Here is a 25,169-nt window from a genome sequence, read left to right as displayed (position 1 = left end):
ACGTTAGGTTCCAACTACCGTGCCTTTACAGCCCAACGCGCTGTTTCTGGGGGAATCCATGCTCAAGGAATCGCCGGACTCCGCTCCTTCACCGCAGTGGCACACCCTTGGTGTCGACGAGGTCTACCGTCTTCTCGACAGTTCCGCTGCCGGCCTGACCGGCGCCGAAGCCGCCAGGCGACTGGCGGCACACGGCCCCAACCTTTTGAGCTCCTCCCAGCGCATCTCCCCCTGGCGGATCCTCCTCGAGCAGTTCAAAAACGTCCTGATCATCATCCTCCTCTTGGCCGCAGGGCTCTCCATCTTCCTGGGCCACGCCGTCGAGTCGGCAGCCATCGCGGTCATCGTCGCCTTTGCGGCGCTCCTCGGGTTTTTCCAGGAGTACCGGGCGGAACGCGCCCTCGAGGCGCTGCGCGAAATGGCGGCTCCCACGGCTCGGGTGCTGCGCGACGGCGAGGACCGGGAGATCCCGGCTGCGGAGGTGGTGCCCGGCGACCTGGTGCTGTTGGCGGCGGGGGACCGGATCCCTGCCGACCTCAGGGTCTGCGAGGCGGTGAACCTGCGCACCGAAGAGGCTTCCCTCACCGGCGAATCGAAGGCGGTCGAGAAGACCCGGGAACCCCTGGCCGCCCCGCAGCTGCCGCTTGGGGACCGCAGAAACCTCTGCTTTGCCGGCACCGCGGTAAGCTACGGCCGGGGGAGGGGGGTGGTGGTCGCGACGGGGATGGCGACCGAGTTCGGCAAAATCGCGGGGCTCTTGCAGACCATAGCCACCGAGAAGACGCCGCTGCAAAAGGGGCTGGATCGGGTCGGCGTCCTCTTGGCGCGCGCCGCCCTCGTCGGGGTGCTGATCATCTTCGGGCTCGGGCTCGCGCGCGGCGAAAACTGGCTGGGGATGCTCCTCTTCGCGGTCGCCCTGGGGGTCGCGGTGGTGCCCGAGGCGCTCCCTGCGGTGGTGACCATCTCGCTCGCCCTCGGCGTGCAGCGCCTGGTGCGCCGCCATGCCCTGATGCGCAGGCTCCCGGCGGTCGAGACCCTGGGGTGCACCTCGGTGATCTGCTCGGACAAGACCGGGACGCTTACCCGCGACGAGATGACGGTCCGCTGCTGCCTGGCGGCCGGCACCTGGTACCAGGTCAGCGGCGCGGGATACCACCCCGCAGGGGAGTTTAGCCGGGACGGCTCCCCCGTCGAGCCTCCGGAGGCGCTGCGGGAGCTTTTGCGCGTGGCGGTCCTGGCAAGCGATGCCCGGTTGATCGGGCCCGACGCCGAAGGGCGCTGTCGGATCAAGGGGGATCCCACCGAAGGGGCGCTGGTCGTGGCGGCGGCCAAGGCCGGCCTGGAGGCAACCCTCCTGGCCGCCGATTTCCCGCGTTTCGACGAGATCCCCTTCAGCTCCGAGACCAAGCGGATGACCACCCTGTGCCGCGCTCCTCAGGGGACGCTCGCCTGCGTCAAGGGGGCGCCGGAGGTGCTGCTCGACGCCTGCAGCACTGTTTTGTCGGCAGCAGGCGAGCGGGAACTGGACGAGGTGCAGCGCGAGGAGCTTAAGGAAGCGGCCCGGCAGATGGCGGGGGATGCCCTGCGCGTTCTGGCGATCGCACGGCGGGTTGGGGACCTGGGGCGCGAGGACGCGGAGCACGGTCTCACCCTTTTGGGGCTCGTGGGGATGAGCGATCCGCCGCGTCCCGAGGCGGCCGAGGCGATCCGCACCTGCCGCACGGCCGGGATCCGCCCGGTGCTCATCACCGGCGACCATCCCGGGACCGCGCGTGCCGTGGCGCGGGAACTGGGCCTTTTGCGCGACACGGGGAGGGTAGTGACCGGGCCCGAACTCGAGGCCCTGGACGACCGGGAATTGGACCTCGCCGTTACCGAGATCGACGTCTACGCCCGGGTCGCTCCGGTGCACAAGCTGCGCGTGGTGGCGGCCTGGCAGCGCCAGGGGCAGGTGGTCGCCATGACCGGCGACGGCGTCAACGACGCCCCGGCCCTGAAAAAGGCCGACATCGGGATCGCCATGGGGATCACCGGGACCGCGGTCAGCAAGGAGGCCGCCGCCATGACGCTCACCGACGACAACTTCGCGAGCATCGTCGCCGCGGTCGCCGAGGGGCGGGCCATCTACGACAACATCCGCAAGTACCTGATGTACCTCTTGTCCTCGAACCTGGGCGAGATCGGCCTCATGGCGGGGGCGCTGCTGCTCGGCCTGCCGCTGCCGCTCTCGGCGGTTCAGATCCTCTACGTGAACCTCGCCACCGACGGCCTCCCCGCGCTCGCCCTTGCCGTCGACCCCGCCGACCCCGACCTGATGCGCCGGCCGCCGCGCGACCCCCAGCGCGGCATCTTCACGCGGGCGGTGGTCACCCTCCTGCTGGCAGGCGGCGGCTGGTCCACCCTGGTGAACCTGCTGCTCTTCTCCTGGGCGCTCGCCTCGGGTAAGCCCGACTCCGAAGCGAGGACCATGACCTTCGTCTCCCTGGTCCTCATCGAGTTCTTCAAGGCCTACCACTTCCGCTCCGATCGCGGCTCGGTCTTCCAGCACCCCTTCGCCAACCGCTGGCTCAACCGCGCCATCCTCTGGGAACTCGTTTTGCTCCTGTGCGTCGTCTATATCCCCGTGCTGCAGTCCGCCCTTAGGACCTATCCGCTGTCGCCCCGGGACTGGCTTATCGTCGCAGGGTGCGGCCTCTCCATCCTCCCGGTGCTCGAGCTCGCCAAGTGGTTCGCCCGCCGCGGGAGTTTCGGCGCGCTCTCCTGAGGGTTCGCGCAACCTCTTGTTATTAAAAATTCTTTTGCTTTTGTAAAAAGAAAAAGTAGGTACACTGTACGGGTTGCAACTTCAGGGGGCTGCAGCTGCCAAGCCTGTCCCCGCGCCCACCCAAGGAGTGCCAATGACCGAAAAGAAAAAATACAAGACCATATACAGCCCCGGCCTCACCGACCTGCCGCCGCTTCCCATGGACGTGCCGGGGTTGATTCAGGATTTCCGCCACCACTACGCCCACCACCTGGGGCGCGACAAGTACAGCCGTTCGCCGCGCTACCACTACCAGGCCCTGGCCTACACGGTCCGTGAGCGCCTCATGGAGCGCTGGAGCGCGACCCGCTACGCCTACCACGATTCCGAGTGCAAAAGCGGCTATTACCTCTCCCTCGAGTTCCTGATGGGGCGCGCCCTCGGCAACGCACTTTTGAACCTGGGGATCACCGACCGCGCCTCCACCGCGCTTTTGCAGCTCGGGATCAAGTTGGAAGACCTGGCGGAGCAGGAGATCGACGCCGGGCTCGGCAACGGCGGCCTGGGTCGCCTGGCCGCCTGTTTCCTGGACAGCTGCGCCACGCTGCAGTTGCCGGTCATGGGGTACGGCATCCGCTACGAGTACGGCATGTTCCGCCAGCGCATCGTGGACGGGCGCCAGGTAGAGGAACCGGACCACTGGCTGCGCGACGGCAACCCCTGGGAGGTGGAGCGTCCCGAATACTCGCAGAGGGTGCACTTCCAGGGACGCACCGAGCTCTTCGTGCGTGCCGACGGCTCCACCGGGCGGCGCTGGGTCGACACCCGCGACGTCATCGCCGTACCGCACGACATCCCGATCCCCGGCTACCAAAACGGCACGGTGAACACCTTGAGGCTCTGGAAGGCCGCCCCTACCGACATCTTCGACCTGGGCGAGTTCAACGCCGGGAGCTACCCGGAGTCGGTGGCCGCCAAGAACGAGGCGGAAAACATCACCATGGTGCTCTATCCAAACGACGCCAGCGAGAACGGCAAGGCGCTCCGGCTGCGCCAGCAGTACTTCTTGGCCTCGGCGAGCCTGCAGGACGTCATCGAGCGCTGGCTCGCCCTGAACCGGCGGGATCTTGCCAGCTTCGGCGAGAAGAACTGCTTCCAGCTGAACGACACCCACCCAAGCTGCGCGGTACCCGAACTGATGCGGCTTTTGATGGACGAGCATGGCCTTGGCTGGGACGAGGCCTGGGAGATCACCTCCCACAGCATGGCCTACACGAACCACACCCTGCTCCCCGAGGCGCTGGAGAAATGGCCGGTGGGGCTCTTCCAGCAGCTTTTGCCGCGCCTTTTGGAGATCATCCTGGAGATCAACGCGCGCTTTTTGGGCGAGGTGGCCCAGCGCTGGCCCGGCGACAACGAGCGCCTGCGCCGCATGTCGCTGGTTGAGGAAGGGCCGGTACCGCAGATCCGCATGGCCTACCTCGCCATCGTGGGGAGCTTCTCGGTAAACGGCGTCGCCGCGCTGCACTCCCAACTCCTCGCGCAGGGGCTCTTCCGCGACTTCTACGAGCTGTGGCCCCACAAGTTCAACAACAAGACCAACGGCGTCACGCCGCGCCGCTGGCTGGGGTGGTGCAATCCCGAACTCACCCGGCTCATCTCCGAGAAGATAGGCGAGGGGTTCATCGCGCACCTGGAGCGGATCCAGGAGATCCTCAACTTTTCAGGCGATGCCGACTTCCGCGCCCACTGGCACGAGGTAAAGCAGATGAACAAGGCGCGCCTGGCCGAGCTGGTGCAGGAGAAGTGCGGCGTCGAGTTCCCGATCGTCTCGCTGTTCGACGTGCAGGTCAAGCGCATCCACGAGTACAAGCGCCAGCTCTTGAACGTCTTGCACGTGATCCACCTCTACGACCGGATCAAGCGCGGCGACACGGCCGACTGGACCGACCGCTGCGTGCTGATCGGCGGCAAGGCGGCCCCCGGCTACTACATGGCGAAGCTGATCATCAAGCTCATCAACAACGTGGCGAGCGTGGTGAACAACGACCCCGAGGTGGGGAGCCGCCTCAAGGTCGCCTTCCTCCCCAACTACCGGGTCACCGCCATGGAGGTGGTCTGCCCGGGGACCGACCTCTCCGAGCAGATCTCCACCGCCGGCAAGGAGGCCTCCGGCACCGGGAATATGAAGTTCATGATGAACGGGGCCATCACCATCGGCACCCTGGACGGCGCCAACATCGAGATCCGCGAGGAAGTGGGAGACGACAACTTCTTCATGTTCGGCCTCACCGCCGACCAGGTGGACGAGCTCAGGCCGCACTACAACCCCGCTGCCATCATCGCCGGCGACCCCGACCTGTTCAGGGTCATGCAGCTTTTGCGCAGCGGGCACTTCAGCATGTTCGAATCCGGCATCTTCGACCCGATCATCGACGCCATCGGTAACCCGAGCGACCCCTGGATGGTGGCCGCCGACTTCCGCAGCTTCATCCAAGCGCAGCGCAAGGTGAGCGCTGCCTACCGTGACCGCGAGCGCTGGACCCGGATGAGCATCGTCAACACCGCGCGCAGCGGCAAGTTCTCCACCGACCGCACCATCACCGAGTACCGTAACGAGATCTGGAAACTCACCCCGGTGCCGGTGCCGCCCAAACGCCCCTGATTCCCAGGGAAAAACTGCGACCGCGGGCCCCCCAGCCGGGTTCCCGCGGTCGCACTCCCTCCTTGAGACTCATAAAACATCCGGCCCTGCTTCGACAAAGCCTCTCTTGCGACTTCTTCCTCAAGATTTCCTTCGTACTGCCGATAGGTTCCCCTAGCGAAGGGGGCGGGGCTTTGGGAAGCTCCCCCCGTTTCCGGCAATCAGCTTACGCGCAGGAACGACCTGCAGGAGGAATTCATGTCACGCGCCATCGTACCGCTTGTAAAAGGTGAAACTCAAAACGAACTGATCCAGCTGGTCAGCTTCAACCTGGGGGCCGAAGAGTACGCCGTCGAGGTCCTCAAGGTTCGCGAGATCATCAGGATGACTGCGATCACCCATATCCCCAACACCCCGCCCAGCATCGAGGGGATCATCAACCTGCGCGGCAAGGTCATCCCGATCGTTTCCCTGCGCAGCAGGTTCAACATGATGGAATCCGATACTGACCAGCACACCCGGATCATGGTGATGGACATCGACGGCAAGCTGATGGGCTTCATCGTGGACGGCGTGTCCGAGGTGATCAGGATCTCCAGCGGCGAGATCCAGCCTTCGCCGGCCATGGCAGCGGGCGGCATGGACCAGGACTTCATCTGCGGTGTTATCCAGCGCGGCGAGCAGCTCCTGCTCATGCTGCAGCTGGACCGGATGTTCTCCGGCGAAGAGCAGGACGCCTTCAGCTCGTTCTAGGGAGCCGAACGGGCCCCGCCCCTTTTGCGGGCAACCCGGGGACCGTGCTGCTGCGAACGGTCGGCAACTCCCCCCTTACCGATTTGTAAAGGTTTTTGGGAGGTCCGGGAAGCGTGGAAAAGGGAGTTCTGCAGCACAGTTGGCCTACGTCCTCCCCTTTGCGAAGGGGAGACAGAAGGGATTTCGAGCTCTTCCCGGTTTGATGACTAAGGCGCACGGAGACTGCAGGTGCTCTTAAGTTCCCCCCTTTGGAAAAGGGGGGCCAGGGGAGATTTGCTTTTGTCTTTGGCACCCACCTGCAGTACTTCGGGAGAATAGGCACAACCGATCTTGCGGCCCATAAAAAAAGGCCCCGGTAAAATTCCGGGGCCTTTTTGCGTTCGTGTCGCGCTTGTTCAGGCGCTTTCCGCCTCGGACTCCACCACTCCGGGCGCCTCGATGACGAGTTTCAGGTCGAAGGCTATCTGAAACAGGTCGTTTTTCGCGCGGGCGCCGAAGAGTTCCACCGAGAGGTCCTCTTCGCCCTGCAGGGTGAGCTTCAGGGTGTGCTTGTCGAGCTGGCAGTCAAGCCCCTGCACCACCGAGTTGCGGCGCCTGTCCAGGCCGTCGCACAGGCGCACGATGCCGCCGAAGCGCCCAACCAGCGCCCGGTCCGCTGCCGAGAGCCGCATGTAGGGTTCGTGCTTTTTCTTGGGGAGGGCCTTTCGGTGGTAGCGGGCCATGTTGGCGATCAGCTCCCGCTCGCGCGGGGTGAACCCGAAAAGGTCGGCGTGGCGGATCAGGTGGTAGGAGTGCTTGTGGTGGCTCGAGTAGTTGATGAAGTAGCCGACGTCATGCAAAAGCGCCGCTGCCTCCAGAAGGCGCCGGTCCTTTTCGGTGAAGCTGTAGCGCTTGGCAAGGGCATGGTAGATCTCGAGGGCGAGCCGGGTCACCTGCAGGCAATGCGGCTCGTCGAAGTGGCAGGAACGCCCATATTCCAAAAGCGAGGCGCGCCAGGAGCGCACCGGCTTTTCCCCGGGGAGGAGCTTCAACTTCTGCAGACCGCGCAGGATGAGGCCCTCGCGGATGCCGCGCTCGTTCACCTTCAAAAGGTTCACCCCGAAGAAATCCATCACCTCGTCCACCACCGTCACCCCGGCCACGATGATGTCGGAGCGGTCCGGGTTGAGGCCCGGTATGGCGCGACGCTCCTTGTCGCTCTTTCTCGCGAGGCTCGCCAGAAGGTGCACCACCTCCGAGCGCAACAGCTCGTAGCCGTGGCTTGAATCGTAGTTCTCGCGCCGGGTCGCCATCACCATCGCCGCGATGGAGGTGATGGTGCCGCCGGAACCTACCAGGCACTGCAGGGAGTTGCACTCCTCGGGGGAGAAGGAGGCTTTTAGCGTCTTGCGGATGTGCTTGCGCAGTTTCTGGTGCTCCGGCTCGGTCACCGGGTCGCTCTTCAGGAAGGTCTCGGTGAGAAATACCGCCCCAAGTTCCAGGGAGAGGATCTCCTCGATGTGGGTCCCCTGGGCGCTGATCAGTTCCAGGCTGCCGCCGCCGATGTCGAAGATCAGGTGGCGCACCCCGTCCAGGTCGAAGTTGTGGAAGGCGCTCAGCGCCGCGAGTTCGGCCTCGGCTTCCCCGCTGATCACCTCGACCTCGATCCCCACCTTCTCCTTGATGGCCTCGACGAGCGCCGGGCCGTTCAGCGCCTTGCGCATCGCGCTGGTGGCCACCGCCTCGATACTGCACACGTGGTAGCCGTCGATGATCTTCTTTTGGCGGGAGAGTGCGCTGAGGGCGCGCTCCCAGGCAGCCGGAGAGATGCTCCCGGTCTGGTTAAGCCCCTCGCCCAGGCGGACCATGACCTTCTCATCGTCCAGTATCTTGTACTTACCGGAAGCCGCCACCTCGATGACGATGCTGCGGATGGAGTTGGTGCCGATATCGACGGCTGCCAGGCGGTTTTGTTTCACAAGGCCCTCCTTGCCCTCGGGCCGATGGCGTCTACGGAAATCTGGTCCAGCTTGTGCCGGAATTCTGCGAAAAGCCTACTGCGCCGGGCGGTGATCACCCGCAGCAGGTGCTGCTGGCCGCTGCCGTCCTCGACCCGGTGCAGCACGAGGTCTGCGAAGACGTCGAGATCGTGCAGCTTGCCGAGCACCTCCTGGTACCCCTTGAGTGCGGCGTGCAGTTCCTGGTAGTCGCGGGTGAAGAGCGCTTCCAGGATCTCCAGGCGGTAGCGCAGCCGCTTGATCGCGATGCGCAGCCGGTGCTGGGCGCCGGCGTTGGCCTCGAAGAGCGCCTGGGGCAGGAGATCAGCGACCGGAGCGGCACGCCTGGCAAGCGCCTCGTCGGCGAAAATTGCCAGGGACTGAAACGGGTCGGTGCGCCGGTTGCCGAAGAGTTCCGGTCCGGCGAGCTCGCTGCGGATGGCGCGCTTGAGCGGTGTCGGCCGCAGGTTCCCCAGGTCTTTGGCGAGCTTTTGCCGGGCCGCCTCGCGCTCCTTTTGCAGTTGGGCCGCCAACAGGTCCAGCTCGGCCTGGGCCGGCTCGCGCTCCGTCGAGGAGAGGCTGCCGAAGAAAAGGAGCGCCTCGTCGGTGTTCCTCATTTCGCCCAGGATGCCGGTCACCTGCTTCACCCGTTTGCGCAGGCGTCGCACGGTCTTTTCCGGGAAACAGTCGGCAAAGAGCGCCAGCGCCTCGCGCAGCCGGCGGGAGGCTACCCTCAGGTCGTGGATATCCTCCGCGTCGAAACTCTTGGCGACCTTGCGCCAGTACTTGAAGAATTCCTTGGCGTGAGCCGCGGTAAGCTGGCGCGCCGCGCTCCAAAGCGGCGTCCGGGCAGCTGTCGCCTGGGTCGCATCCCGCTGAGGGGCGGTGTGAGAAGACGGCTGGGGACGCAGCTTGGCTGCCGGGTGTGCCCCTTGCGGTGTTGTCGTTGTAGTAAGCATGATAAAACTCCCGGGCGCTGCGGCGGGATAGGGGAGCGGCATCCCGGCGCCCGTCACAGCGCCTTGGCCAGCGTCTTACGCGCCTTTTTCAGTCTCTTGTGTACCTTTTTCAGGCTGATCCCGTCCAGGTCGGTGACCCGTTTCTCTACTTTGTCCAGCGCCTTTGCCGCTCGTTTTGCCCCTTTCCTGCCGCCGTCCCCCAGGCGGTTCAGAGCGTCGTCGATGCGCACCAGGTCGCCCGCCAGCTTGCGTCCCTGCTTCCCGGCGAGCCGGTCGGCGAACTGCTCCCTAGTCTTTTCGGCCAGAGCCTGCAGGTGCTCTTTGACCTGGTCCAGGCGCTGCTGGAGTGCCTCTTTGGGGGAGTGCGCCTGATCGAGCGGTGCTGCCGTGCGCTGCCGGGCCTGCTCCAGGAGGGAATTGACCCGGCTCGGGCTGATACCCGCTACCCTCTGAAGGCCCGGCGCACCTGCTTCGGCGATGGCGGCGAAACTGCCGAGGCCCGCCTCGCCGAGGCGCTGTGCCAGCACCTTGCCTACACCCTTGAGCTGCAACAGGTCATCCGCTGGCTCTGCCATGAAGCTCTCCCCCTTGGGGCGTCGTTGATCACCCCTGGTTCAGATGTATGATCGCCTTGCCGCGCGAATCGATGAGGTTGGCCCTGCCGTCCACCAAGTGCCGGAACTCCGCCCCGGCGGGTTTCAGCTTGAAGGTCACCGTCGCCCCTTTGTCCAGGGCGCAGGGCCCCTCGGTTTCCAAGAGCAGCCGGGTGACCTCGCCCAGCTCGGGTTCGTGGCCGACCAGCGCGATCTCCCGGGCGTCCGGGTGCTCCTCGAGCAGTCTGTGCAGCTGAGGCTCCCCGAAACCGTGGGCCAAAAGATCGGTGAGCTGGAGCTCCTTCTTGAACTTGAGGGCCTGGGCCAGAATCTCGGCTGTCTGTACCGCGCGGATCAGCGGGCTCGAAAGTATCAGGTCCGGTGCGATTCCGGCCTTCTTGAGCGTGCCGGCTATCTTGCGAAAACGGCTGCGGCCCTTAGGTGTCAGATAACGCTGCTGTTCCTGAACTTCCGGGGTGCGCTCGATCGCCTCAGCGTGTCGTACCAGATGGATTACCATACCAGGCTCCTGTAGTTCGGCAACTGTTCCAGGATTCAACCAGCAAGCTTGCTGTGAGCATATCCTGACACTGAGATAAGTTCTGCCCAATTGTATCATGAGAACCGGATGAGGGAAGCAAGGAAGCGGGATCGATCAGGAAGGGAACATGCTATGGTGCGGCTGATAGAGAAATTCCCGCACGGCCACCGGATTGTTAGGTGGTGGGTCCGGCGGGAATCGTTAAAGGTGCGGCTTAGTAACTGCGCCGTAACGTATCAGATCTGTGGATGATTCGCGGCCACCATCTTCTCCAGGTTTTCCCGGATGGTCTGAGCCAGCGAGTCGGACGGGACCGATCCCCCGACCCCGCGCAACCAAAAGCGGTCCGCCGCGGTATCGCCCAGGGTTTCCACCTTCATCTTCACGGGGAACAGGCAGCGCATGCTGAAAAAATCGAGCAGATCCCCGAGAAAACCGAGGCGGTCGGCACCCCGGATCTCTATGTAGAGGCTCCCCTGGTGCCTGGCGCACGGCTCGATCTTGAGGTCGCGCAGTACGATCGGGGCGAGGGCGTGGTGCGAAGGCTCCGAGTTGGCCAGCGCTGCGTAATCGAGGCTCAACGGGTCGCAGGCGGTGCGTGCGGCCTTCAGCTTGAAGCTGGCCTGCCAGGCGTACGCCGTCACCTTCTCGGCCGCTCCGTTGACGATGCCGATGTGGTGTTGGGCGAGGGAAGCGGCCAGGCGGCCGAGCCATCCGGGCGAGAGGAAGCCCCTGAGGGTAAGGGTGTAGTCGCCGGGCTGCAGTGTGCTTGGCGCGATGTCGAAGCTTACGTCCCTGAGGCCGCCGGTAAAGGTTTCGCTGGTGTCGTTCAGGGCGAGGTTAAACATGTCACTCTCCTTTGAGTAGGTAGGATTCGCAGCGCCGCGCCTTGGCAGTGGCGAGGCCTCCTCGGCTTTTTTGCGCCTCAGAGTTCCAGGAAGTCGCGGGTGGTGCCGGCCAGGTAGCGGAAGACCTCGCCGCGGGTTGTAAAGCTGCGCGGCAGCTCACGGTTCATCAGGTCCTCGATGAGGTGCAGCACCTGCGCGTCATTGCTCCCCAGATCGTCCATCACCGCCTCCAGCATCGCGAGGATGTCGTAGAGGTCGTCGCGGTCGAACGGGGCTGGATCGTCCTTCCCCTGCAATTTCGCCTCGTTCCGGGTCGCTACCACCCGGGGATACTTGTACTTCAAGTCTGATGGCTTGATGGTGATCCCCATGGTTCCTCCAGGGCGTTTCAACTGCCGCTGTAGTGGCAGGCGCAGGTCGATGCGCTGCAACTGGTGCGGCAGGAAGGCTCGAGCGGTGCAGAGACACGATCCGGGCCTAAGCCTGCGACGGAGCTTTGGTAGATGAACCAGCACCCGTCCACCAATTCCCCTTCCAGGGCGCCCTGCTTGAGCAGCATCAGGATACGCGTCTCGGTGGTCCCAAGCTGCCGAGCCACCTCGGCGAGGGAGTAGAATGCCTCGTTGCCAACGGTCATGGGTGGTCCTCCCTTTGTTTGAACTGGCTACCCCGTTTCATGGAGCGTGCCAGCGCCTGTCCGGTCTCCCCGCCGCGACAAATGACCCGGTTACGCCGGTGGAGGTCGGAGTCCCGCTGCGCTTCCTGCCTAATTAATAACCGAGCTGCCCGGTATCCAGGCAGCAGGCGCTCGATCTGCCTTCCCGCCACTTTCCTGTGGCTTCCGGCGCCGGCCTGCAGTAGAATGACGCCGTTTTCCACGACCATCACCTTTACCTCATGAGTACCCCTATGCTGAATCCCCAGAACTTGGAACAATTGGACCGCCTGGTGCGCGGCGAGCTCGGCTCGCTCGTTGACTGCTACAAAAAACTGCACGCAAACCCGGAGCTCTCCGGTCACGAAGAGCAAACCGCGGCGCTTTTGGCCCGGGATCTGCGCGTCTGCGGCTACCAGGTGACCGAAGGGGTCGGTAAATACCTGAAGAACCAGTGGCGCGGCCACGGCGTTTTGGGGCTTTTGGTGAACGGCCCGGGGCCCACGGTGCTGGTGCGGGCCGACCTGGACGCGCTCCCGATAGAGGAACAGACCGGGCTTCCCTACGCCAGCCGGGTGAAGGCGCAGCGGGACGGGCAGGAAGTGGCGGTGATGCACGCCTGCGGTCACGACCTGCACCTCGCCTCGCTCATCGGCAGCGCGCGGGTGCTCGCCCGCATGAAGGAGAACTGGCAGGGGACGCTGGTCCTGGTCGGACAGCCGGGAGAGGAGGGGGGTGGTGGCGCACAGGCCATGCTGAACGACGGTGCCTACCGGCTGGTTCCCCGACCGGATGCCGCACTCGCACTGCATGCCACGGCCCAGCTTCCTGCCGGGGAGGTGGCCTGTGCGGCGGGGAACTTCATGGCGAGCCTCACCGAGGTGGAGGTCACCGTGTACGGGGTCGGCGCCCACGGTTCGGCACCCGAGCGGGCCAAGGACCCGGTGGTCATGGCCGCGCAGCTGGTGCTGGCCCTGCAGACCATCGTGAGCCGCGAGGTGAACCCCCTGGAACCGGCCGTACTCACCGTAGGCTCCATCCACGGCGGCACGGCGAGCAACATCATCCCGGACCAGGTGCGGCTCTTGCTCAGCATCCGCGCCTATGACGACGCGGTGCGCGACGGCATCGTGGCCTCGGTCGAGAGGATGGCAGCGGGGATCGCCCTGGCTGCCGGTGTTCCCGCGGAACGCTCCCCCAACGTGGCGCTCAGGGTGGCACATCCGGCGAACTACAACGATCCGCAGCTGACCCGCCGGGTTACCGAGGCGATGAGCCTTGTGCTGGGCGCGGACCGGGTGCAGCAGGCACAGCCGGTGATGGCCAGCGAGGACTTCGGCTTCTGGGGGTTGAACCGGGAGATTCCCACCTGCATGTTCTGGCTGGGGGCCGCCGATCCCGACCTTTTCCGGAAAAGCCAGGAAAGCGGGGTGCCGCTTCCTTCGCTGCACTCCCCATTTTACGCGCCGCTCCCGGAACCGGCCCTCTACACAGGCGTGCGGAGCACGGTTGCCGCCGTACTCAGTCTGATGGGGCAGGGCCGAGTGGCGCCGAGCGTTGAACCTGGAACTTAGGACCTATATCGCAGAACTCAGAACTCAGAACCTGGAACGTAGAACCTAGAACTTTCCTCAGTTCCTGTTAGACTCTGTGCTATTCGTGAGCCGTCAGCGACTGCCAAGCGCCTTGGCCAATGACATTAATGCTGGAGTGCTGCTTGATACTTCATCGCCTTACTGTCTGAAACTGCATAACATTCAGCCGCCACCGCCACAACACATCCAGTTCGCCGGTACCTAAGGTCCGGCAGCCTCCCGGGAAAACCCAGAATGATCGAGCCTGGACCTGACAGCCTCCCCAGAGCCTCCGACGCCAAGACGGTCGAGAACGCGCTCAACGTGCTGGGAAGCCGGCAGAAGAAGAACCTGCTGGCCCGCCTGCTCCCGTTTCTGGGTCCTGCCTTCATCGCCAGCGTCGCCTACGTCGATCCCGGCAACTTCGCCACCAACATCCAGGGGGGAGCCCAGTTCGGCTACCTGCTGCTCTGGGTCATCGTCGCCTCGAACCTGATGGCCATGCTGATCCAGACGCTTTCGGCAAAGCTCGGGCTGGTCACCCGCAGCAACCTGGCGGAGCACTGCCGCGAGCACTTTCCCAAGCCGGTCGTCATCGGTATGTGGGTGGTGATGGAGATCGTCGCCATGTCCACCGACCTGGCCGAGTTCCTCGGGGCTGCCCTCGGCTTCCAGTTGCTCATGGGGGTACCGCTTTTCGTCGGCGCGCTCTTGACCGGACTCGCTACCGTGCTGATCCTCGGCCTGGAGCGCTTCGGCTTCCGGCCGCTCGAAGCGGTCATCTCGGCCATGGTCGGCCTCATCGCCCTCTGCTACCTTCTGGAAACCACCATCGTGCGCCCGGATCCGCTCCAGGTGCTGCACGCCATCTTCGTGCCGCGCTTTGCCGGGAGCGAGAGCGTCTTTCTGGCCTGCGGCATCCTGGGGGCAACCGTGATGCCGCACGCCATCTTCCTGCATTCGGCTCTCATGCAGGGGCGCATCGTGGTGCGCGACCCGGCCCGCCTGAAGAGCCTGTACCGCTTCGAAATCGCCGACGTGGTCATCGCCATGGGGATCGCGAGCTGCGTGAACGCCGCCATGCTCATGATGGCCGCGACCACCTTCTACCAGACCGGGCACACCTCGGTCGCCACCATCGAGGAGGCCTACCGTACGCTGGAGCCGCTCATGGGGAGCGCCGCCCGCTGGATCTTCGGGCTCTCCCTGCTGGTGTCGGGACTCTCCTCCTCGACCGTGGGGACCAGCGCGGGGCAGGTGATCATGCAGGGCTTTTTGAGCATGCACATCCCGATCTGGATCCGGCGCCTGGTGACCATGGCGCCGCCTCTCGCCGTGATCGCCTGGGGGCTCGACCCGACCCGGACCCTGGTGGTGAGCCAGGTTGTACTCAGTTTCGGGCTCCCCTTCGCCGTGATCCCGCTGGTCATGTTTACCTCGCGCAGTGATATCATGGGCGAGATGGTGAACCGGCGCAGCACTACCGTTGCGGCGGGGCTCATTGCCGCCATCATCGTCGTTCTCAACGTCTACCTGATCTACAAGACCGTTGCCGGGTGAAGCCATGTTCAACCACATCCTAGTACCCATCGATGGATCCCTAATGGCCGAGGCCGCCTTGCCCGCGGCCGCCTTCTGGGCCGAGAAGTTCAAGGCCCGCGTCACCCTGATGCACGTCATCGAGAAGAACGCGCCGGACGCGGTGCACGGCCAGGCGCACCTCAAGCATCCCCAGGACGCCGAACGCTACCTGAAGGAGCTTGCCAAGCGGGCCTTCCCCAAAAGGACCCAGATCGAGTGCCACGTGCACACCAACGAAACCGACGACGTCGCCGGGTGCATCGTCGAGCACGCCGATGAGCTTTCCCACGACCTGGTCATCATGTGCTCCCACGGGCGGGGGGCCGCGCTGCACCTCTTCATGGGGAGCATCGCCCAAAGCGTCATCGCCCGCGGCTCGCAGCCGGTGCTGATCACCCACCCGGACCAGGAGGGGAAGCCGCCCGCCTTTTTCTGCCGGCACATCCTGGTGCCGATGGACAACGACCCCGAGCACGCCGAGGCGCTGCCGATCTCCAAGGAGCTGGCCCGGAGGGCCGGTGCCACCCTGCACCTGGCGGCGGTGGTCGAGCAACTGGCCTCGCTCTCCGGCGACAAGGCGGTGGCGCGGCGGCTTTTGCCCGGTACCACCTCGCGGCTTTTGGAACTGGCGCGCCAGGAGGCCGAGCACTACTTCGAGGAACTGGAAAAGGGGCTGCTTGCCGAGGGGTTCCAGGCGAGCGCGCACGTCTTCCGGGGCGATCCGGCCAGTGTCATCGTCGAGGCGGCGGCCGTCGCCAGCATCGATTTGATCGTCTTGGGGACCCACGGCAGGACCGGGATGGCAGCCTTCTGGTCCGGCAGCGTCACCAACCGCATCGTGAGCCTTTCCCGTATCCCGCTCCTTCTGGTCCCGGTCGGCAAGAGCTAGGGCATATTTAGGCCAGCCACAAAAACAAAACGCCCACCGGCATCTGTCGGTGGGCGTTTCTGCGTCCGGGGATTAGGGGAGGGCGGCTACTGGCCGACCAGCTTCCAGCTCAGGTCGGGGTTGTAGGCGTCGATCTTCTTGACCAGTTCTGCGGTTTTCGGGCCGAGGTTTTTCTGGTAGACCCGGCCGCGCTGGTTCACGATGAAGGTCATCACGCCGGAGACCCCCCAGCGGCTCGGGTAAGCGATGAGCGCGTGACCCGCCACCATGTTGCCGTTGATCACGTAGCTGAACTTCCCACCCGGCGCGCTCTTACCCTGCTTCTTCAGGATCTTGAAGAAGTAGCCGTGGAAGGGGCGCCGGCCCCCTTCGCCGGGTTTGCCGGGGAGAAAGTACCCTTCCTCTTTGGCCTTGGCGACCAGCGGCCCTAAGGGGCTCGGCTTCTCCCCGGGGATCGTGGGCCAGTACAGCCCGTTATGGCGGCCGGGGCGGCTGATCAGGTGCTGGGCGTACTTGGGGATCTGGTCGCCGTCCGGCTCGGGCATGTTGTAGTACTCGCGCTGGGCATCTAGGTAGCTGCGGCAGACGTTGATTGCCAGAAGTTCGTTGTGACCGATGCGCCGGGTCAGGATCTCCTCGCGCCCCTGCACGGTATCGAAAAACCAGTGTTCCCCCTTCTTCACCAGCGGTATCGGGAAGGGCCACTTCTCGTCGCCGATCTTCACGATCACCTTGGTCTCACCCTGGGGTTCCAGGGCCACCGCTTCGCCGACCTCGTGGGCGAAATCCTCGAACTCGGCCGCCTGCTCGACGGGGTCGCCCGGCTCCAGCTCCTGCTGTGCCGGACCGAAGATCGCCGCCAGTTCGGCATGGTTCTTCGCCTGCACCGCGGCGACCAGGGCCTGGCGCGCCTCCTCGGGGGAGGCGAAGCTGCGCTGGGCGGTTCCGGAGCTGGCGGCAAAGGAAGGCGCCGGCAGCAGGGTCAGCGCGAAAAGAACCAACACCACCTGCAAGCTCTTCTGTAACAGTCTGGTACCAACTGACGAATTTATCATCGTTTTATCCTTGTCGCGTAAGACTCGTCGGGGATGGGGAACCGACGCGTCGGATCTCGATATCGCCTACCTGCGCTCTCTATTCCCCTCTGGCTGTGCCGGACGCTCCGCCCCGGCCGGTGCTGCCGGCCTGGGTGCCTGGGGGCGCGGAGCCGGTGCCGCCGCAGGGCGTCGGGACGGCGACGAGGCCGCAGGCCTCGCCGGTGCGGGAGTGGGCTTCACAGCAGCCGGAGCGCCCTGGAACGCCGGACGGGCACCGGATTCGCGCATCTGCTCGCGGCTCGACTGGCCGCGCTCGCGGTAGCTGGTCGCATCCTTGCTCGAGCCGTAGCCGCCGTAGCCCGAGCGCGAGGCCGGCTGGCTGCGCTGGGTATCCCGGCCGCGGTATACGTCGCTGGGGTTCGGTTTCCCTGCCTGCGGGGGAGCAGACGGCGCGGCGGCGGGAGGTGCCGGTGTCGGTGCCGCGGGGTGTGCTGCCGGCGCGGCGGGGCGCGCTCCGGACGGCGGGGTCTGTCCCGCCGGCGGGCGCTGCTCGCCCCGGGAGCCGGGTTGGCCGGCTGCGGGGTGCTGGTCGCCGCGCGGCGCCGGGGTGGCTGCCGGGGCGCCGGGGATTGCCTGCGGGCGCTGCTCGGTGCCCGGGCGTCTGCCCCGGTCCACTTCCGGCTTGTGCCCCTGGTCACCCTGCGGGCGCTGCTCTGCGGCCGGTGCGCGGTGCTCGTCGCGTACTGGCCGCCCCTCGCGGCGCGCCGGCGGCACGGGACGGCCCGGCAACTCGCGCTGGCGCACGGCTTCCTGGCGCAGCTCCTGGCGGAACCGGCTGCTATCGCGCTGCAGCACGCGGCGGTTGATCACGATCGTCGAGGCCCTGTTGTTGATGTAGACCCCGCGCCGGTCGTTGATGTGCGGCCGGGAACGCTCGACCCACCCCCCACGTTTCCAGCCGTGGTAGTAGACCCGGTGGTCCCGCCAGTCGACGTCGCGGCAGAGCCAGGCGCCGATGGCAAACCCGGCCCCGAAGGTGATGAAGCCGTAGGAGGGGCGGCGCTCGAAGTAGATCACCTGGGGGTCGTAGACCGGCACGTAGATGTACTGCGGCACAGCCGGCACGATACTGATCTCCCCGCCGGGGTCCACGATCACCTGCTGCTGGGCGGTGGAGAACAGGTTCCCCCGGTCGCGCGCCTCGGCTCGCAGCACCTGGATCGACTCCATGGCGTCCTGGGGCTGGTCGATGTAGGCCTGTCCGAGCGCCACGGTCCAGTCGTACTTGCGGTCCATCATGAACAGGATGTCGGGGTAGTGGGCGATGGCCCTGACGCTGATATCCCAGGGCTGGTAGTCGATGCGGGGCGAGTTGCCGTAGAGGCGCACAAAGCGCGCCGCCTCGTCGATCTGGTCCACGAAGGTGGCGGCGGGAAGGATCTGCGCCAAGAGGGGATCGGGGTACAGGGCAATGGGGGCGAGCAGGTCGTCGAGTTCCTCGGGACTCAAGAGGTTGTCATAGGGGACATCCGAGGCACTGTAGTAACCAGGCTCGCTCTGGGCAAAGGCCGGGGCACTGAGAGAAACCCCGGCTACGATCGCCAGTACAGGAAGTATGAACAGTAGTTTTCGCATCTGATTCTCCATGAGACGGGCTGCGCTACCCACCTAGTCTAGCAGAAACAGACTGCCTGGCAAAGGGAGCGTGTCAATGTTCATCGTCCTGTGTCTGCCAGAGTGAGTGACGGGACGATACTTCCTCTTCTTGGTCTATCTGTGGCGCTGTAAAAGACGGTGTCGATACTTATCCGACCTGCCGTAATCCCGTTGCTGCTACGGTAGCCATACTAAGAGGAAAAGTGGGAACAATAATGGAGGGATTGTGCAACGAGTGAGGAAAAGGACTAGCCCCTGCCGGGACAGCTGGGGGCGCCGCCTGCCACGCTGCCGATCTGGAACTGCTGGACGATGTCGCCCAGCGAGGTGCGCCGGTCGACCCCTCCCAGGTAGGGGGCGACACCGGTGTCGCGCAGGATGTCGCGCACCGCGGCGTGGGCCTCGGCCACCCGGAAACCGATCCCCTCGAGTTCCAGCTGGTCCACCAGCCGGGCCAGCATCCGGGCGCCGGCGACGTCGATGTAGGGGGAGGTGGAGAGGTCGCAGACCACGAGCTTCACCGGAGCCCGGGAGACGTGCGCCGAATGGATCGCGTCGAGCACCAGGCGCTCCACGGTGTCCACGTTGAAGTAGAGCAGCGGCGCCTCGACCCGGAACAGGAACAGGCCGGGGAAGGGCTCGTTGTCCGGGTGGCGCGCCAGGTCGGCGAAGCGCGAGGTCCCGGGGATGCGGCCAAGGACCGCCACGTGCGGCCTGGCCAGGAAGCGGAGCAGGAACAGGATGGAGGCGACCGCCGAGATGGTGACCCCCTTGAGGATCCCCAGGAGGAGCACCCCGAAGAAGGCGACCAGCGCCACGTGGAACTCGATGCGGCTCACCCGCCACAGGGTGCGGAAATCGGAGATCTTGATGAAGCGCGACACCGCAACGATGACGACCGCAGCGAGCACCGCCTGGGGGAGGTCCCGCAACAGCCCGGTCAGAAAGAAGAGCACGAAACTGAGGCTGATCGAGGCGAAGAACAGGGAGAGCGGGGTGCGCGCCCCGGCCCCCTCGTTGACCGCCGACTGGGACAGCCCGCCGGCCACCGGGTACCCCTGGCCGAAAGCGGCCAAAAGGTTCGCCGCTCCAAGCCCCAGGAGTTCCTGGCGCGGGTCGATGGTGTAGCCGTGCTTGGTCCCGAAGGTGCGGGCCGCAGCGATGCTCTCGACGTAGGAGAGCAGGAAGCAGGCAAAGGCGAGCTCCAGGATCTCCTCCATGTGCTGCATCCCCACGCTGGGGAAGGAGAACTTCGGGAGACCCTTGGGGATCGTCCCGACCACCTGGACCCCCAGGTCCGTCAGGTGGAAGGCGGAGACTGCGGCGGTGGAAAGGGCCACCACCAGAAGCGCGAAGGGGCGCCTGGGGTAGAAACGGTCCCCGGCGAAGAGGACCACGAGCGAGCAGATGCCGATGACAAGCACCACCGGCTGGGTCTCGGGGAGTTGCCGGAAGAGAAACTCGAAGCGCTGGAAGAAGTTGCCGCTGCCGCCGGAAACCCCGAAGAGCTTGGGGAGCTGCGTGATGGCGATGCTGAGCGCGGCGCCGGCCTTGAAGCCGGTCAGGATGGTCTCGGAGATGAAGCTTACGAAGGAACTCAGTTTGAGGGCCCAGGCGAGGAAGCAGAGCAGGGCCACAAGCCCGGCGGTCGCCGAGGCGATGGAGGCGAAGAGCACCGGGTCGCCGGCGGCCATGGTGCCGACCACGCTCGCTACCATTACCGAGATGGCGGCGGTGGGGCCAATGGCCAGGTGGCGCGAGGTGGCGAACAGGGCGTAGACCGCGCCCGAACCGATGTAGCAGTAGAGCCCGACCTGCGGGGTGAGTCCGGCCAAAAGCGCATAGGCCATCGCCACCGGGATGGCGTAGGCGGCCAGGGTCACGCCGGCGAAGAGGTCGTGCAAAAGCCGGGGCGAACGGTACTCCGGCAGCCAGTTGAGGATGGGGAACAGTGCCCGCACGGTGCTGCGCGCGCCCCGCGGACCTCCCGAATTGTTCTCTTTCGACCCTGCCACGACCGATCCTCTCATGAATGCTGCGTGCCAGCTTATCACAGCGGGGCGCAGGAAGCTCGCCCAATGTGTTTCTTCAGGCCCGGTACGGAGCTCGTCAACCGCCTGCATCCCGACCTTGGTTGTTTATATTATAGATATCGGCACTGCCGGGCGGTTTCTTGACGCCGATTTGTCCCATGGTAAGGTAGGTGGTGTTTATTAGCGATAACTAATTGTGGAGGCGCAGCCGTGAAGAAACCTGCCTGCTACCTGGTATCCCTGCTCCTGGTCCTGGCGACCGGTAGCCCGGTTTGGGCCAGGCCCACCTCGATCGTCTGGATCCCCTCCGTCGACGTGCAGCCCTTCAAAACCATGGATCTGGGGATCAACAACTTCTTCAGGGCCTCCGGCGACGTCGATGCGCCGCCGAGCCCCTCGGCGAGCCGCGATTCCAACACCCTGGACCTGGGCCTCACCTTCGGGGTGCTCCCCTTTAGAATGGCGCAGCTGGAACTCGGCGTCGACTACCTGGTGATAGCCAACGACCCCAACGACCAGCACCCCTGGAGCGGCAATGCCAAGCTCGCCGCCCCCGAGGAGGAGCTCTTCCCCTATGCACCGGCCCTGGCGGTCGGGATCTACAACGGTCGGACCGCCAAGGACATCGTGACCGGTGACGCCCCGAAGGTGACCTCGGGGCAGAACATCGTCTATGGGCTGGTGGCGAAGTCGGTTCCCGGACTCGGCCCGCTCCCCGCCCTGGGGCGCCTCTCGGTGGGGTACTACCGCGGGTCGCGCCGGGCGCTCGTCGACGAGCAGGGGAGGGTGCGCAACCACGGAGTGCTGCTTTCCTGGGACCGCACCCTGAGGGAGATCTCGAATAACCTCTGGCTGGGGCTGGACTACATGGGGGGGAACAACTCGAACGGCTCCTTCAACGTAGGTTTTTCCTGGGCCTTTGCCCGCAATGTCACCCTCCTTTTCGGCTACGACATGTACACCCACAGTTCGCTGGCCGGCTCCAACACCCTCACCCTGCAGGTCGATATCAAGGTTCCCGACTGATACCATTCCTACCAGCTTCCCACCCCTTCCGGCACTCAATGCTCCGGCCACCTCTCGGCGTGACACAGCCGGTCTTCGGCTGCGCGCGCCCGGGCCGGACGCGCCGAGGTCCCGCACGCTTCCCAGGTTTACCAGTCCCTTCAGACTGCGCCCAGCCGATCCACCGCTCAGTTTGGGCCCTGCAACAGGAATAGGTGCGCGGGAATCCGGCGCGCTGCTGCGCGGGGCGGCGCCGGCAGCTCTTGGGCGAGGGGGTTGGGAAGCGCCGCGAGTCGACAGCGCTGGGGGCTTGATCCGGCGTACCTTCAGCTGGGGGGGAGGGGAGTGAGGGAGCCCACGGCGGGCACCTGCGGATCCTGGAGCAGCTCCTGGATCTTCCGGTGCAGGACGTTCATGTCGAAAGGCTTCTGGATGAAGTGGATGCCGGCCTCCATGATGCCGCGCTCGGCGACGATCTCCGTCGAGTACCCCGACATGAAGAGCACCTTGAGCCCTGGCCGCAGCTCCGCGATATGCCGCGCCATCTCCTTGCCGTTCATCCCCGGCATCACCACGTCGCTCAGGACCAGGTCGAAGCAGGTCTCCTGTTCGCGGCACAGCGCCAGCGCCTGCTCGGGGGAGGTGGCGCGGGTGACCCGGTAGCCGATCGTTTCCAGCATGTGGGTGGCCATGGAGAGGAGCATGGTGTCGTCTTCCACCACCAGGACCGCTCCGGACCCCGCCGGCTTGGGGGGCTCCTCGTGGGACTCGGCCAGGTTCTCCTCCGGCAGCCGGGGGAGGCGGATGAGGAAGGCGGTTCCCTCCCCGGGTTCGCTCTGGACCTCGATGAACCCGCCGTTTTGGGTCACGATCCCGTATACGGTGGCAAGCCCCAGTCCGGTCCCCTTGCCGATCTCCTTGGTGGTGAAGAAGGGCTCGAAGATGCGCCGTACCAGCTCCCGGTCCATGCCGATCCCGGTGTCCCGGACGGTGAGGCAGGCGTAGTCCCCCGGGTGGGCGTCCAGGTGGTAGCGGCAGAACTCCTCGCCGATCGAGACGTTGGCGGTTTCGATGGTGAGGGTGCCCCCCTCGGGCATGGCGTCGCGGGCGTTCACCGCCAGGTTCATCAGCACCTGGTCCAGTTGCGAGGGGTCGATCTTCACGGTCCAGAGGTTGGTGGAGGGGAGGAAGCTCAAGGTGACCTCCTCGCCGATCAGGCGCCCCAGGGTCTTCTCGGTGGCGATGCAGTGCGCGTTCAGGTTGACGGCCTTGGGGGAGATCAGCTCCTTGCGCGAAAAGGCGAGCAGCTGGCGCACCATGTCGCGGGAGCGCTCGCCGGCCTTGGAGATCTCTTGCAGGTAGGGGGAGAGCGTGCTCTCCTCGCCGGCCTCCATCTGGCAGAGCTGGGTGTAGCCCAGAATCACGCTCAGCATGTTGTTGAAGTCGTGGGCGACCCCGCCCGCCAGCTGCCCGATCGATTCCATCTTCTGGGACTGCCTGAGTTGCGCCTCCACCTTCTTGTGCTCGGTGACGTCGACCCCGAAACAGAGGGTCCCGACCGGTTCGCCGTTCTCCTCGATGGTGCTGGTGCGCCAGGAGATGGTGTGCAGGGAGCCGGATTTGGCGACGATCTGGCTCTCCGAGACGCTTGCCGCGGCACCGCTTGGCCGTAAGTCGTACAGCGCGTCCCGGCTCTCCCCGCTCGCCACCGTCTCGAACCAGTTGAGCCCGACCAGTTCCGCTGCCTGGTACCCGGTTACCTCTTCGGCGGTCCGGTTCACCAGGGTGACCACCCCCTGCCGGTCGAGCCCCACGATGATCACGCTGGCCGCCTGGATCAGCCGCTCGGTGTACTCCTTGGCCCGCTTGAGCTGCTCCGCTGCCTCCCTGCGCTCCCTGATGTCCTCGACCGTGAGCACGATCCCCGCCAGATGCCCCTCCTGGTACAGCGGGGCGGCGCCGCAGGAGATCGGGACCGTGCTGTGGTCCCGGCGCAGCAGGTCGCACTCGAACTTGGTCTCCGCGCCGTACAAAACCGCCTGCAGTTCCTGCCGGACCCGGGCTTCCGTCTCCGGGCCGAAGAGGAGGTCGATCGGCTGGTCCTGGAGGTCCTCGCGGGCATGCCCGCTCAAGGCTGCACAGCGCTCGTTGACCATCTCGATAATGCCGGAGAGCTCGAGCACGATGATGGCGTTGGTGCTGCCCTCCATGACCCGGGTGAGGAAGCTGTGGGAGTCCTCCAGTTGCCCCGCCGCCTGGCTTATGGCGCGGAAGGGGAGCAGGATGAACACCAGGATCCCCAGCCCCAGCCCGAACAGGGCCACGAGCCCCGCGCTTTCCAGGATGGGGACGAGCGAGCGCCTGATCTCGATCCGCCCCACGACCGCCCCGGCGTCGAGAAGTGGCTGCGAGCGGCTGATGGCGGGATCCGGTAGCGCTTGGCCGCTGGAGGCGACCTCCTCGCCCAGCGTGTCGATGATGCGCCGTACCTCGGGCTGTCCGTTTTGGGGGCGGCGCGACAAAAGCGATTCCAGTCGCTCGTGCTCGTAACGCCACATCTCGGGGTTCTGGTTGATGAGGCCGGCGACGATGCGGGCGTTGATCTCGGCTTCGGCTTCCAGGCTTCCGATCGCGTACTGGTAACTCAAGACGAAGTAGCCCAAGGGGAAGAGGAGCCCGACCACGAAGGCGAGGGCGACGGTGAAGTGGGCCGTGAAACGCGAGTTGGTCCGGGACAGCTGCATGGCTCAGCGCTCCTTGGTTGCCAACTGGGGGAGGTTGCCGGCCCGGAAGAGGATCTTTCCCGCTGCGGGCGAGCTCACAAAAGCCGTGAACTCCCGGACCGCCGGGGAGGGGGAGCGCCCCTGGACCAGGTAGTAGTGTTTGCTGAACGGGTAGCTGCCCCGGGCCAGGTTCTTGAGGGTCGGCGCGACCCCGTTGTAGTTTAAGGGGCGCACCGAGCGTTTTTCGGTGACGATATGGGTGAGCGCCGCGGTGCCGAAGGCACCGGGAGTCTTCTCGAGGGCGGTCAGGCAGTCGCTGTCGGTGACCGCCAACAGCATCCCGGGGCGGGCGTGGGCGTTAGCCAGCGCCTGCTCGATCTGTGGGGAAATCTGCGCGATGAGGGTGGTGTCGACGTCACTTTCCGGGCGCAGGACGACGCGCATCCGGGAGCCGTCCGGCCAGACCGGCGACGCCTGGTTGAGCAGGCTCAACAGCTCGTATTCCGTGATCCCGGTCTTGGAAACTTTCTGGTTGGTGACGAACACAAACGGAGTGCGGGCGTATTCCCGGGCGCTCAGCCCCCCCTCCTGCTCGTCGGATTTGAGGGCCCGCGCGCTGACCGCGAGATCGAGCGCCCCTTTTTGGAGGGCGGCTATGCCGCCGGAGCTCCCCAGGTTGGCGACGATGCGGATGGTGGTGTCGGGATGGCGCTTGTGGTAGGCGGCGGCGAGCAGGCGCAGGGCTCCCAGCGCCGAACCGTTGCCGCCGACGCGCAGCTCGCCGGCTGCCCGGGCGGGTACGGCGCCGGCAAGGGTGAGGAACAGCACCAGCAGAGATGCAAAAAGCCGCAGTGCCCCGAACATGGAGTGCCTCCGCTCCCAGGTGGAGCTGGAAAGGTTGTGAGAAAGGAAGGCCGAAACACTACCACCGTTTGCCGGAAAAGGAAAGGGTTCTCACG

At 65.5% G+C, this 25,169-nt stretch carries 19 protein-coding genes; 7 read left to right on the top strand and 12 right to left on the bottom strand.

Features of this window, described 5'->3' with window-relative positions:
• Positions 1-58 precede the first annotated feature (58 nt).
• The 3 genes from GMST_RS19275 to GMST_RS19265 all read left to right on the top strand — a co-directional run bounded on the left by GMST_RS19275 (position 59) and on the right by GMST_RS19265 (position 6,140).
• Entirely contained in the window at positions 59-2,764 is a 2,706-nt protein-coding gene (locus tag GMST_RS19275; protein ID WP_183356337.1) for a cation-translocating P-type ATPase, read from the top strand.
• Positions 2,765-2,897: 133 nt separating this feature from the next.
• Positions 2,898-5,408, top strand: coding sequence for a glycogen/starch/alpha-glucan phosphorylase (locus tag GMST_RS19270; RefSeq protein ID WP_183356336.1), 2,511 nt, complete (start codon positions 2,898-2,900; stop codon positions 5,406-5,408).
• Positions 5,409-5,645: 237 nt separating this feature from the next.
• Positions 5,646-6,140: a chemotaxis protein CheW gene (locus GMST_RS19265; RefSeq protein WP_183356335.1), complete on the top strand. Its 495-nt coding sequence runs from the start codon at positions 5,646-5,648 to the stop codon at positions 6,138-6,140.
• 395 nt (positions 6,141-6,535) lie between these two features.
• On the opposite strand, the gene GMST_RS19260 is transcribed toward GMST_RS19265, so the two are convergent.
• The 7 genes from GMST_RS19260 to GMST_RS19230 form a co-directional block, all read right to left on the bottom strand.
• On the bottom strand, positions 6,536-8,098 hold the full coding sequence (locus GMST_RS19260) for a Ppx/GppA phosphatase family protein (RefSeq protein ID WP_183356334.1): 1,563 nt from the start codon (positions 8,096-8,098) through the stop codon (positions 6,536-6,538).
• Positions 8,095-9,075: a CHAD domain-containing protein gene (locus GMST_RS19255; protein ID WP_183356333.1), complete on the bottom strand. Its 981-nt coding sequence runs from the start codon at positions 9,073-9,075 to the stop codon at positions 8,095-8,097. Before GMST_RS19255 ends, GMST_RS19260 begins: the two co-directional genes overlap by 4 nt.
• Before the next feature lie 53 nt (positions 9,076-9,128).
• Positions 9,129-9,650 (bottom strand): helix-hairpin-helix domain-containing protein, encoded by a 522-nt coding sequence (locus GMST_RS19250; RefSeq protein WP_183356332.1) that lies wholly within the window; start codon positions 9,648-9,650, stop codon positions 9,129-9,131.
• A gap of 28 nt (positions 9,651-9,678) precedes the next feature.
• On the bottom strand, positions 9,679-10,188 hold the full coding sequence (locus tag GMST_RS19245; protein WP_183356331.1) for a SixA phosphatase family protein: 510 nt from the start codon (positions 10,186-10,188) through the stop codon (positions 9,679-9,681).
• A gap of 257 nt (positions 10,189-10,445) precedes the next feature.
• The gene (locus tag GMST_RS19240; RefSeq protein WP_183356330.1) at positions 10,446-11,057 is read right to left on the bottom strand and encodes a hypothetical protein; all 612 of its coding nucleotides are present in this window, start codon (positions 11,055-11,057) and stop codon (positions 10,446-10,448) included.
• 77 nt (positions 11,058-11,134) lie between these two features.
• Positions 11,135-11,428 (bottom strand): hypothetical protein, encoded by a 294-nt coding sequence (locus GMST_RS19235; protein WP_183356329.1) that lies wholly within the window; start codon positions 11,426-11,428, stop codon positions 11,135-11,137.
• A 17-nt stretch (positions 11,429-11,445) separates the two neighbouring features.
• On the bottom strand, positions 11,446-11,694 hold the full coding sequence (locus GMST_RS19230) for a DNA-binding protein (protein WP_183356328.1): 249 nt from the start codon (positions 11,692-11,694) through the stop codon (positions 11,446-11,448).
• A 272-nt stretch (positions 11,695-11,966) separates the two neighbouring features.
• Between GMST_RS19230 and GMST_RS19225 the strand changes: the two genes are divergently transcribed.
• The 3 genes from GMST_RS19225 (at position 11,967) to GMST_RS19215 (ending at position 15,756) form a co-directional block, all read left to right on the top strand.
• Positions 11,967-13,286 carry an amidohydrolase gene (locus GMST_RS19225; RefSeq protein WP_198424583.1) on the top strand — a complete coding sequence of 440 codons (1,320 nt, stop codon included), beginning with the start codon at positions 11,967-11,969 and terminating at the stop codon, positions 13,284-13,286.
• Positions 13,287-13,541: 255 nt separating this feature from the next.
• A complete protein-coding gene (locus GMST_RS19220) occupies positions 13,542-14,846 on the top strand; it encodes an Nramp family divalent metal transporter (RefSeq protein ID WP_183356326.1) in 1,305 nt (434 codons plus the stop codon).
• A 4-nt stretch (positions 14,847-14,850) separates the two neighbouring features.
• Positions 14,851-15,756, top strand: coding sequence for a universal stress protein (locus tag GMST_RS19215; protein WP_183356325.1), 906 nt, complete (start codon positions 14,851-14,853; stop codon positions 15,754-15,756).
• 86 nt (positions 15,757-15,842) lie between these two features.
• Here GMST_RS19215 and GMST_RS19210 read toward each other — a convergent pair whose 3' ends face one another.
• The 3 genes from GMST_RS19210 to GMST_RS19200 all read right to left on the bottom strand — a co-directional run bounded on the left by GMST_RS19210 (position 15,843) and on the right by GMST_RS19200 (position 20,464).
• Positions 15,843-16,763 (bottom strand): DUF2950 domain-containing protein, encoded by a 921-nt coding sequence (locus tag GMST_RS19210; protein WP_246399898.1) that lies wholly within the window; start codon positions 16,761-16,763, stop codon positions 15,843-15,845.
• A 114-nt stretch (positions 16,764-16,877) separates the two neighbouring features.
• Positions 16,878-18,428: a DUF3300 domain-containing protein gene (locus GMST_RS19205; protein WP_198424582.1), complete on the bottom strand. Its 1,551-nt coding sequence runs from the start codon at positions 18,426-18,428 to the stop codon at positions 16,878-16,880.
• A gap of 269 nt (positions 18,429-18,697) precedes the next feature.
• Positions 18,698-20,464, bottom strand: a complete 1,767-nt coding sequence (locus GMST_RS19200) for a SulP family inorganic anion transporter (protein WP_198424581.1) — start codon at positions 20,462-20,464, stop codon at positions 18,698-18,700.
• Between the two features lie 228 nt (positions 20,465-20,692).
• Between GMST_RS19200 and GMST_RS19195 the strand changes: the two genes are divergently transcribed.
• Positions 20,693-21,508, top strand: a complete 816-nt coding sequence (locus GMST_RS19195; RefSeq protein WP_183356322.1) for a hypothetical protein — start codon at positions 20,693-20,695, stop codon at positions 21,506-21,508.
• 305 nt (positions 21,509-21,813) lie between these two features.
• Here GMST_RS19195 and GMST_RS19190 read toward each other — a convergent pair whose 3' ends face one another.
• Both GMST_RS19190 and GMST_RS19185 read right to left on the bottom strand, forming a co-directional pair.
• Positions 21,814-24,231 (bottom strand): PAS domain-containing hybrid sensor histidine kinase/response regulator, encoded by a 2,418-nt coding sequence (locus tag GMST_RS19190; protein ID WP_183356321.1) that lies wholly within the window; start codon positions 24,229-24,231, stop codon positions 21,814-21,816.
• 3 nt (positions 24,232-24,234) lie between these two features.
• Positions 24,235-25,074, bottom strand: a complete 840-nt coding sequence (locus GMST_RS19185) for a substrate-binding domain-containing protein (RefSeq protein WP_183356320.1) — start codon at positions 25,072-25,074, stop codon at positions 24,235-24,237.
• Positions 25,075-25,169 lie beyond the last annotated feature (95 nt).

The sequence above is a fragment of the Geomonas silvestris genome (assembly GCF_014193515.1).
GTDB classification, from domain to species: Bacteria; Desulfobacterota; Desulfuromonadia; order Geobacterales; family Geobacteraceae; genus Geomonas; species Geomonas silvestris.
The sequence above is the reverse complement of the archived record's forward strand: the minus strand, read 5'-3'. Positions and strand labels throughout refer to the sequence as shown.

Bases quoted from the DNA above. Each gene is read 5' to 3' on its own strand.
- GMST_RS19275 (WP_183356337.1), top strand. From the start codon at position 59: ATGCTCAAGGAATCGCCGGACTCCGCTCCTTCACCGCAGTGGCACACC.
- GMST_RS19270 (WP_183356336.1), top strand. From the start codon at position 2,898: ATGACCGAAAAGAAAAAATACAAGACCATATACAGCCCCGGCCTCACC.
- GMST_RS19265 (WP_183356335.1), top strand. From the start codon at position 5,646: ATGTCACGCGCCATCGTACCGCTTGTAAAAGGTGAAACTCAAAACGAA.
- GMST_RS19255 (WP_183356333.1), bottom strand. From the start codon at position 9,075: ATGCTTACTACAACGACAACACCGCAAGGGGCACACCCGGCAGCCAAG.
- GMST_RS19250 (WP_183356332.1), bottom strand. From the start codon at position 9,650: ATGGCAGAGCCAGCGGATGACCTGTTGCAGCTCAAGGGTGTAGGCAAG.
- GMST_RS19245 (WP_183356331.1), bottom strand. From the start codon at position 10,188: ATGGTAATCCATCTGGTACGACACGCTGAGGCGATCGAGCGCACCCCG.
- GMST_RS19240 (WP_183356330.1), bottom strand. From the start codon at position 11,057: ATGTTTAACCTCGCCCTGAACGACACCAGCGAAACCTTTACCGGCGGC.
- GMST_RS19235 (WP_183356329.1), bottom strand. From the start codon at position 11,428: ATGGGGATCACCATCAAGCCATCAGACTTGAAGTACAAGTATCCCCGG.
- GMST_RS19230 (WP_183356328.1), bottom strand. From the start codon at position 11,694: ATGACCGTTGGCAACGAGGCATTCTACTCCCTCGCCGAGGTGGCTCGG.
- GMST_RS19225 (WP_198424583.1), top strand. From the start codon at position 11,967: ATGCTGAATCCCCAGAACTTGGAACAATTGGACCGCCTGGTGCGCGGC.
- GMST_RS19220 (WP_183356326.1), top strand. From the start codon at position 13,542: ATGATCGAGCCTGGACCTGACAGCCTCCCCAGAGCCTCCGACGCCAAG.
- GMST_RS19215 (WP_183356325.1), top strand. From the start codon at position 14,851: ATGTTCAACCACATCCTAGTACCCATCGATGGATCCCTAATGGCCGAG.
- GMST_RS19205 (WP_198424582.1), bottom strand. From the start codon at position 18,428: ATGCGAAAACTACTGTTCATACTTCCTGTACTGGCGATCGTAGCCGGG.
- GMST_RS19190 (WP_183356321.1), bottom strand. From the start codon at position 24,231: ATGCAGCTGTCCCGGACCAACTCGCGTTTCACGGCCCACTTCACCGTC.
- GMST_RS19185 (WP_183356320.1), bottom strand. From the start codon at position 25,074: ATGTTCGGGGCACTGCGGCTTTTTGCATCTCTGCTGGTGCTGTTCCTC.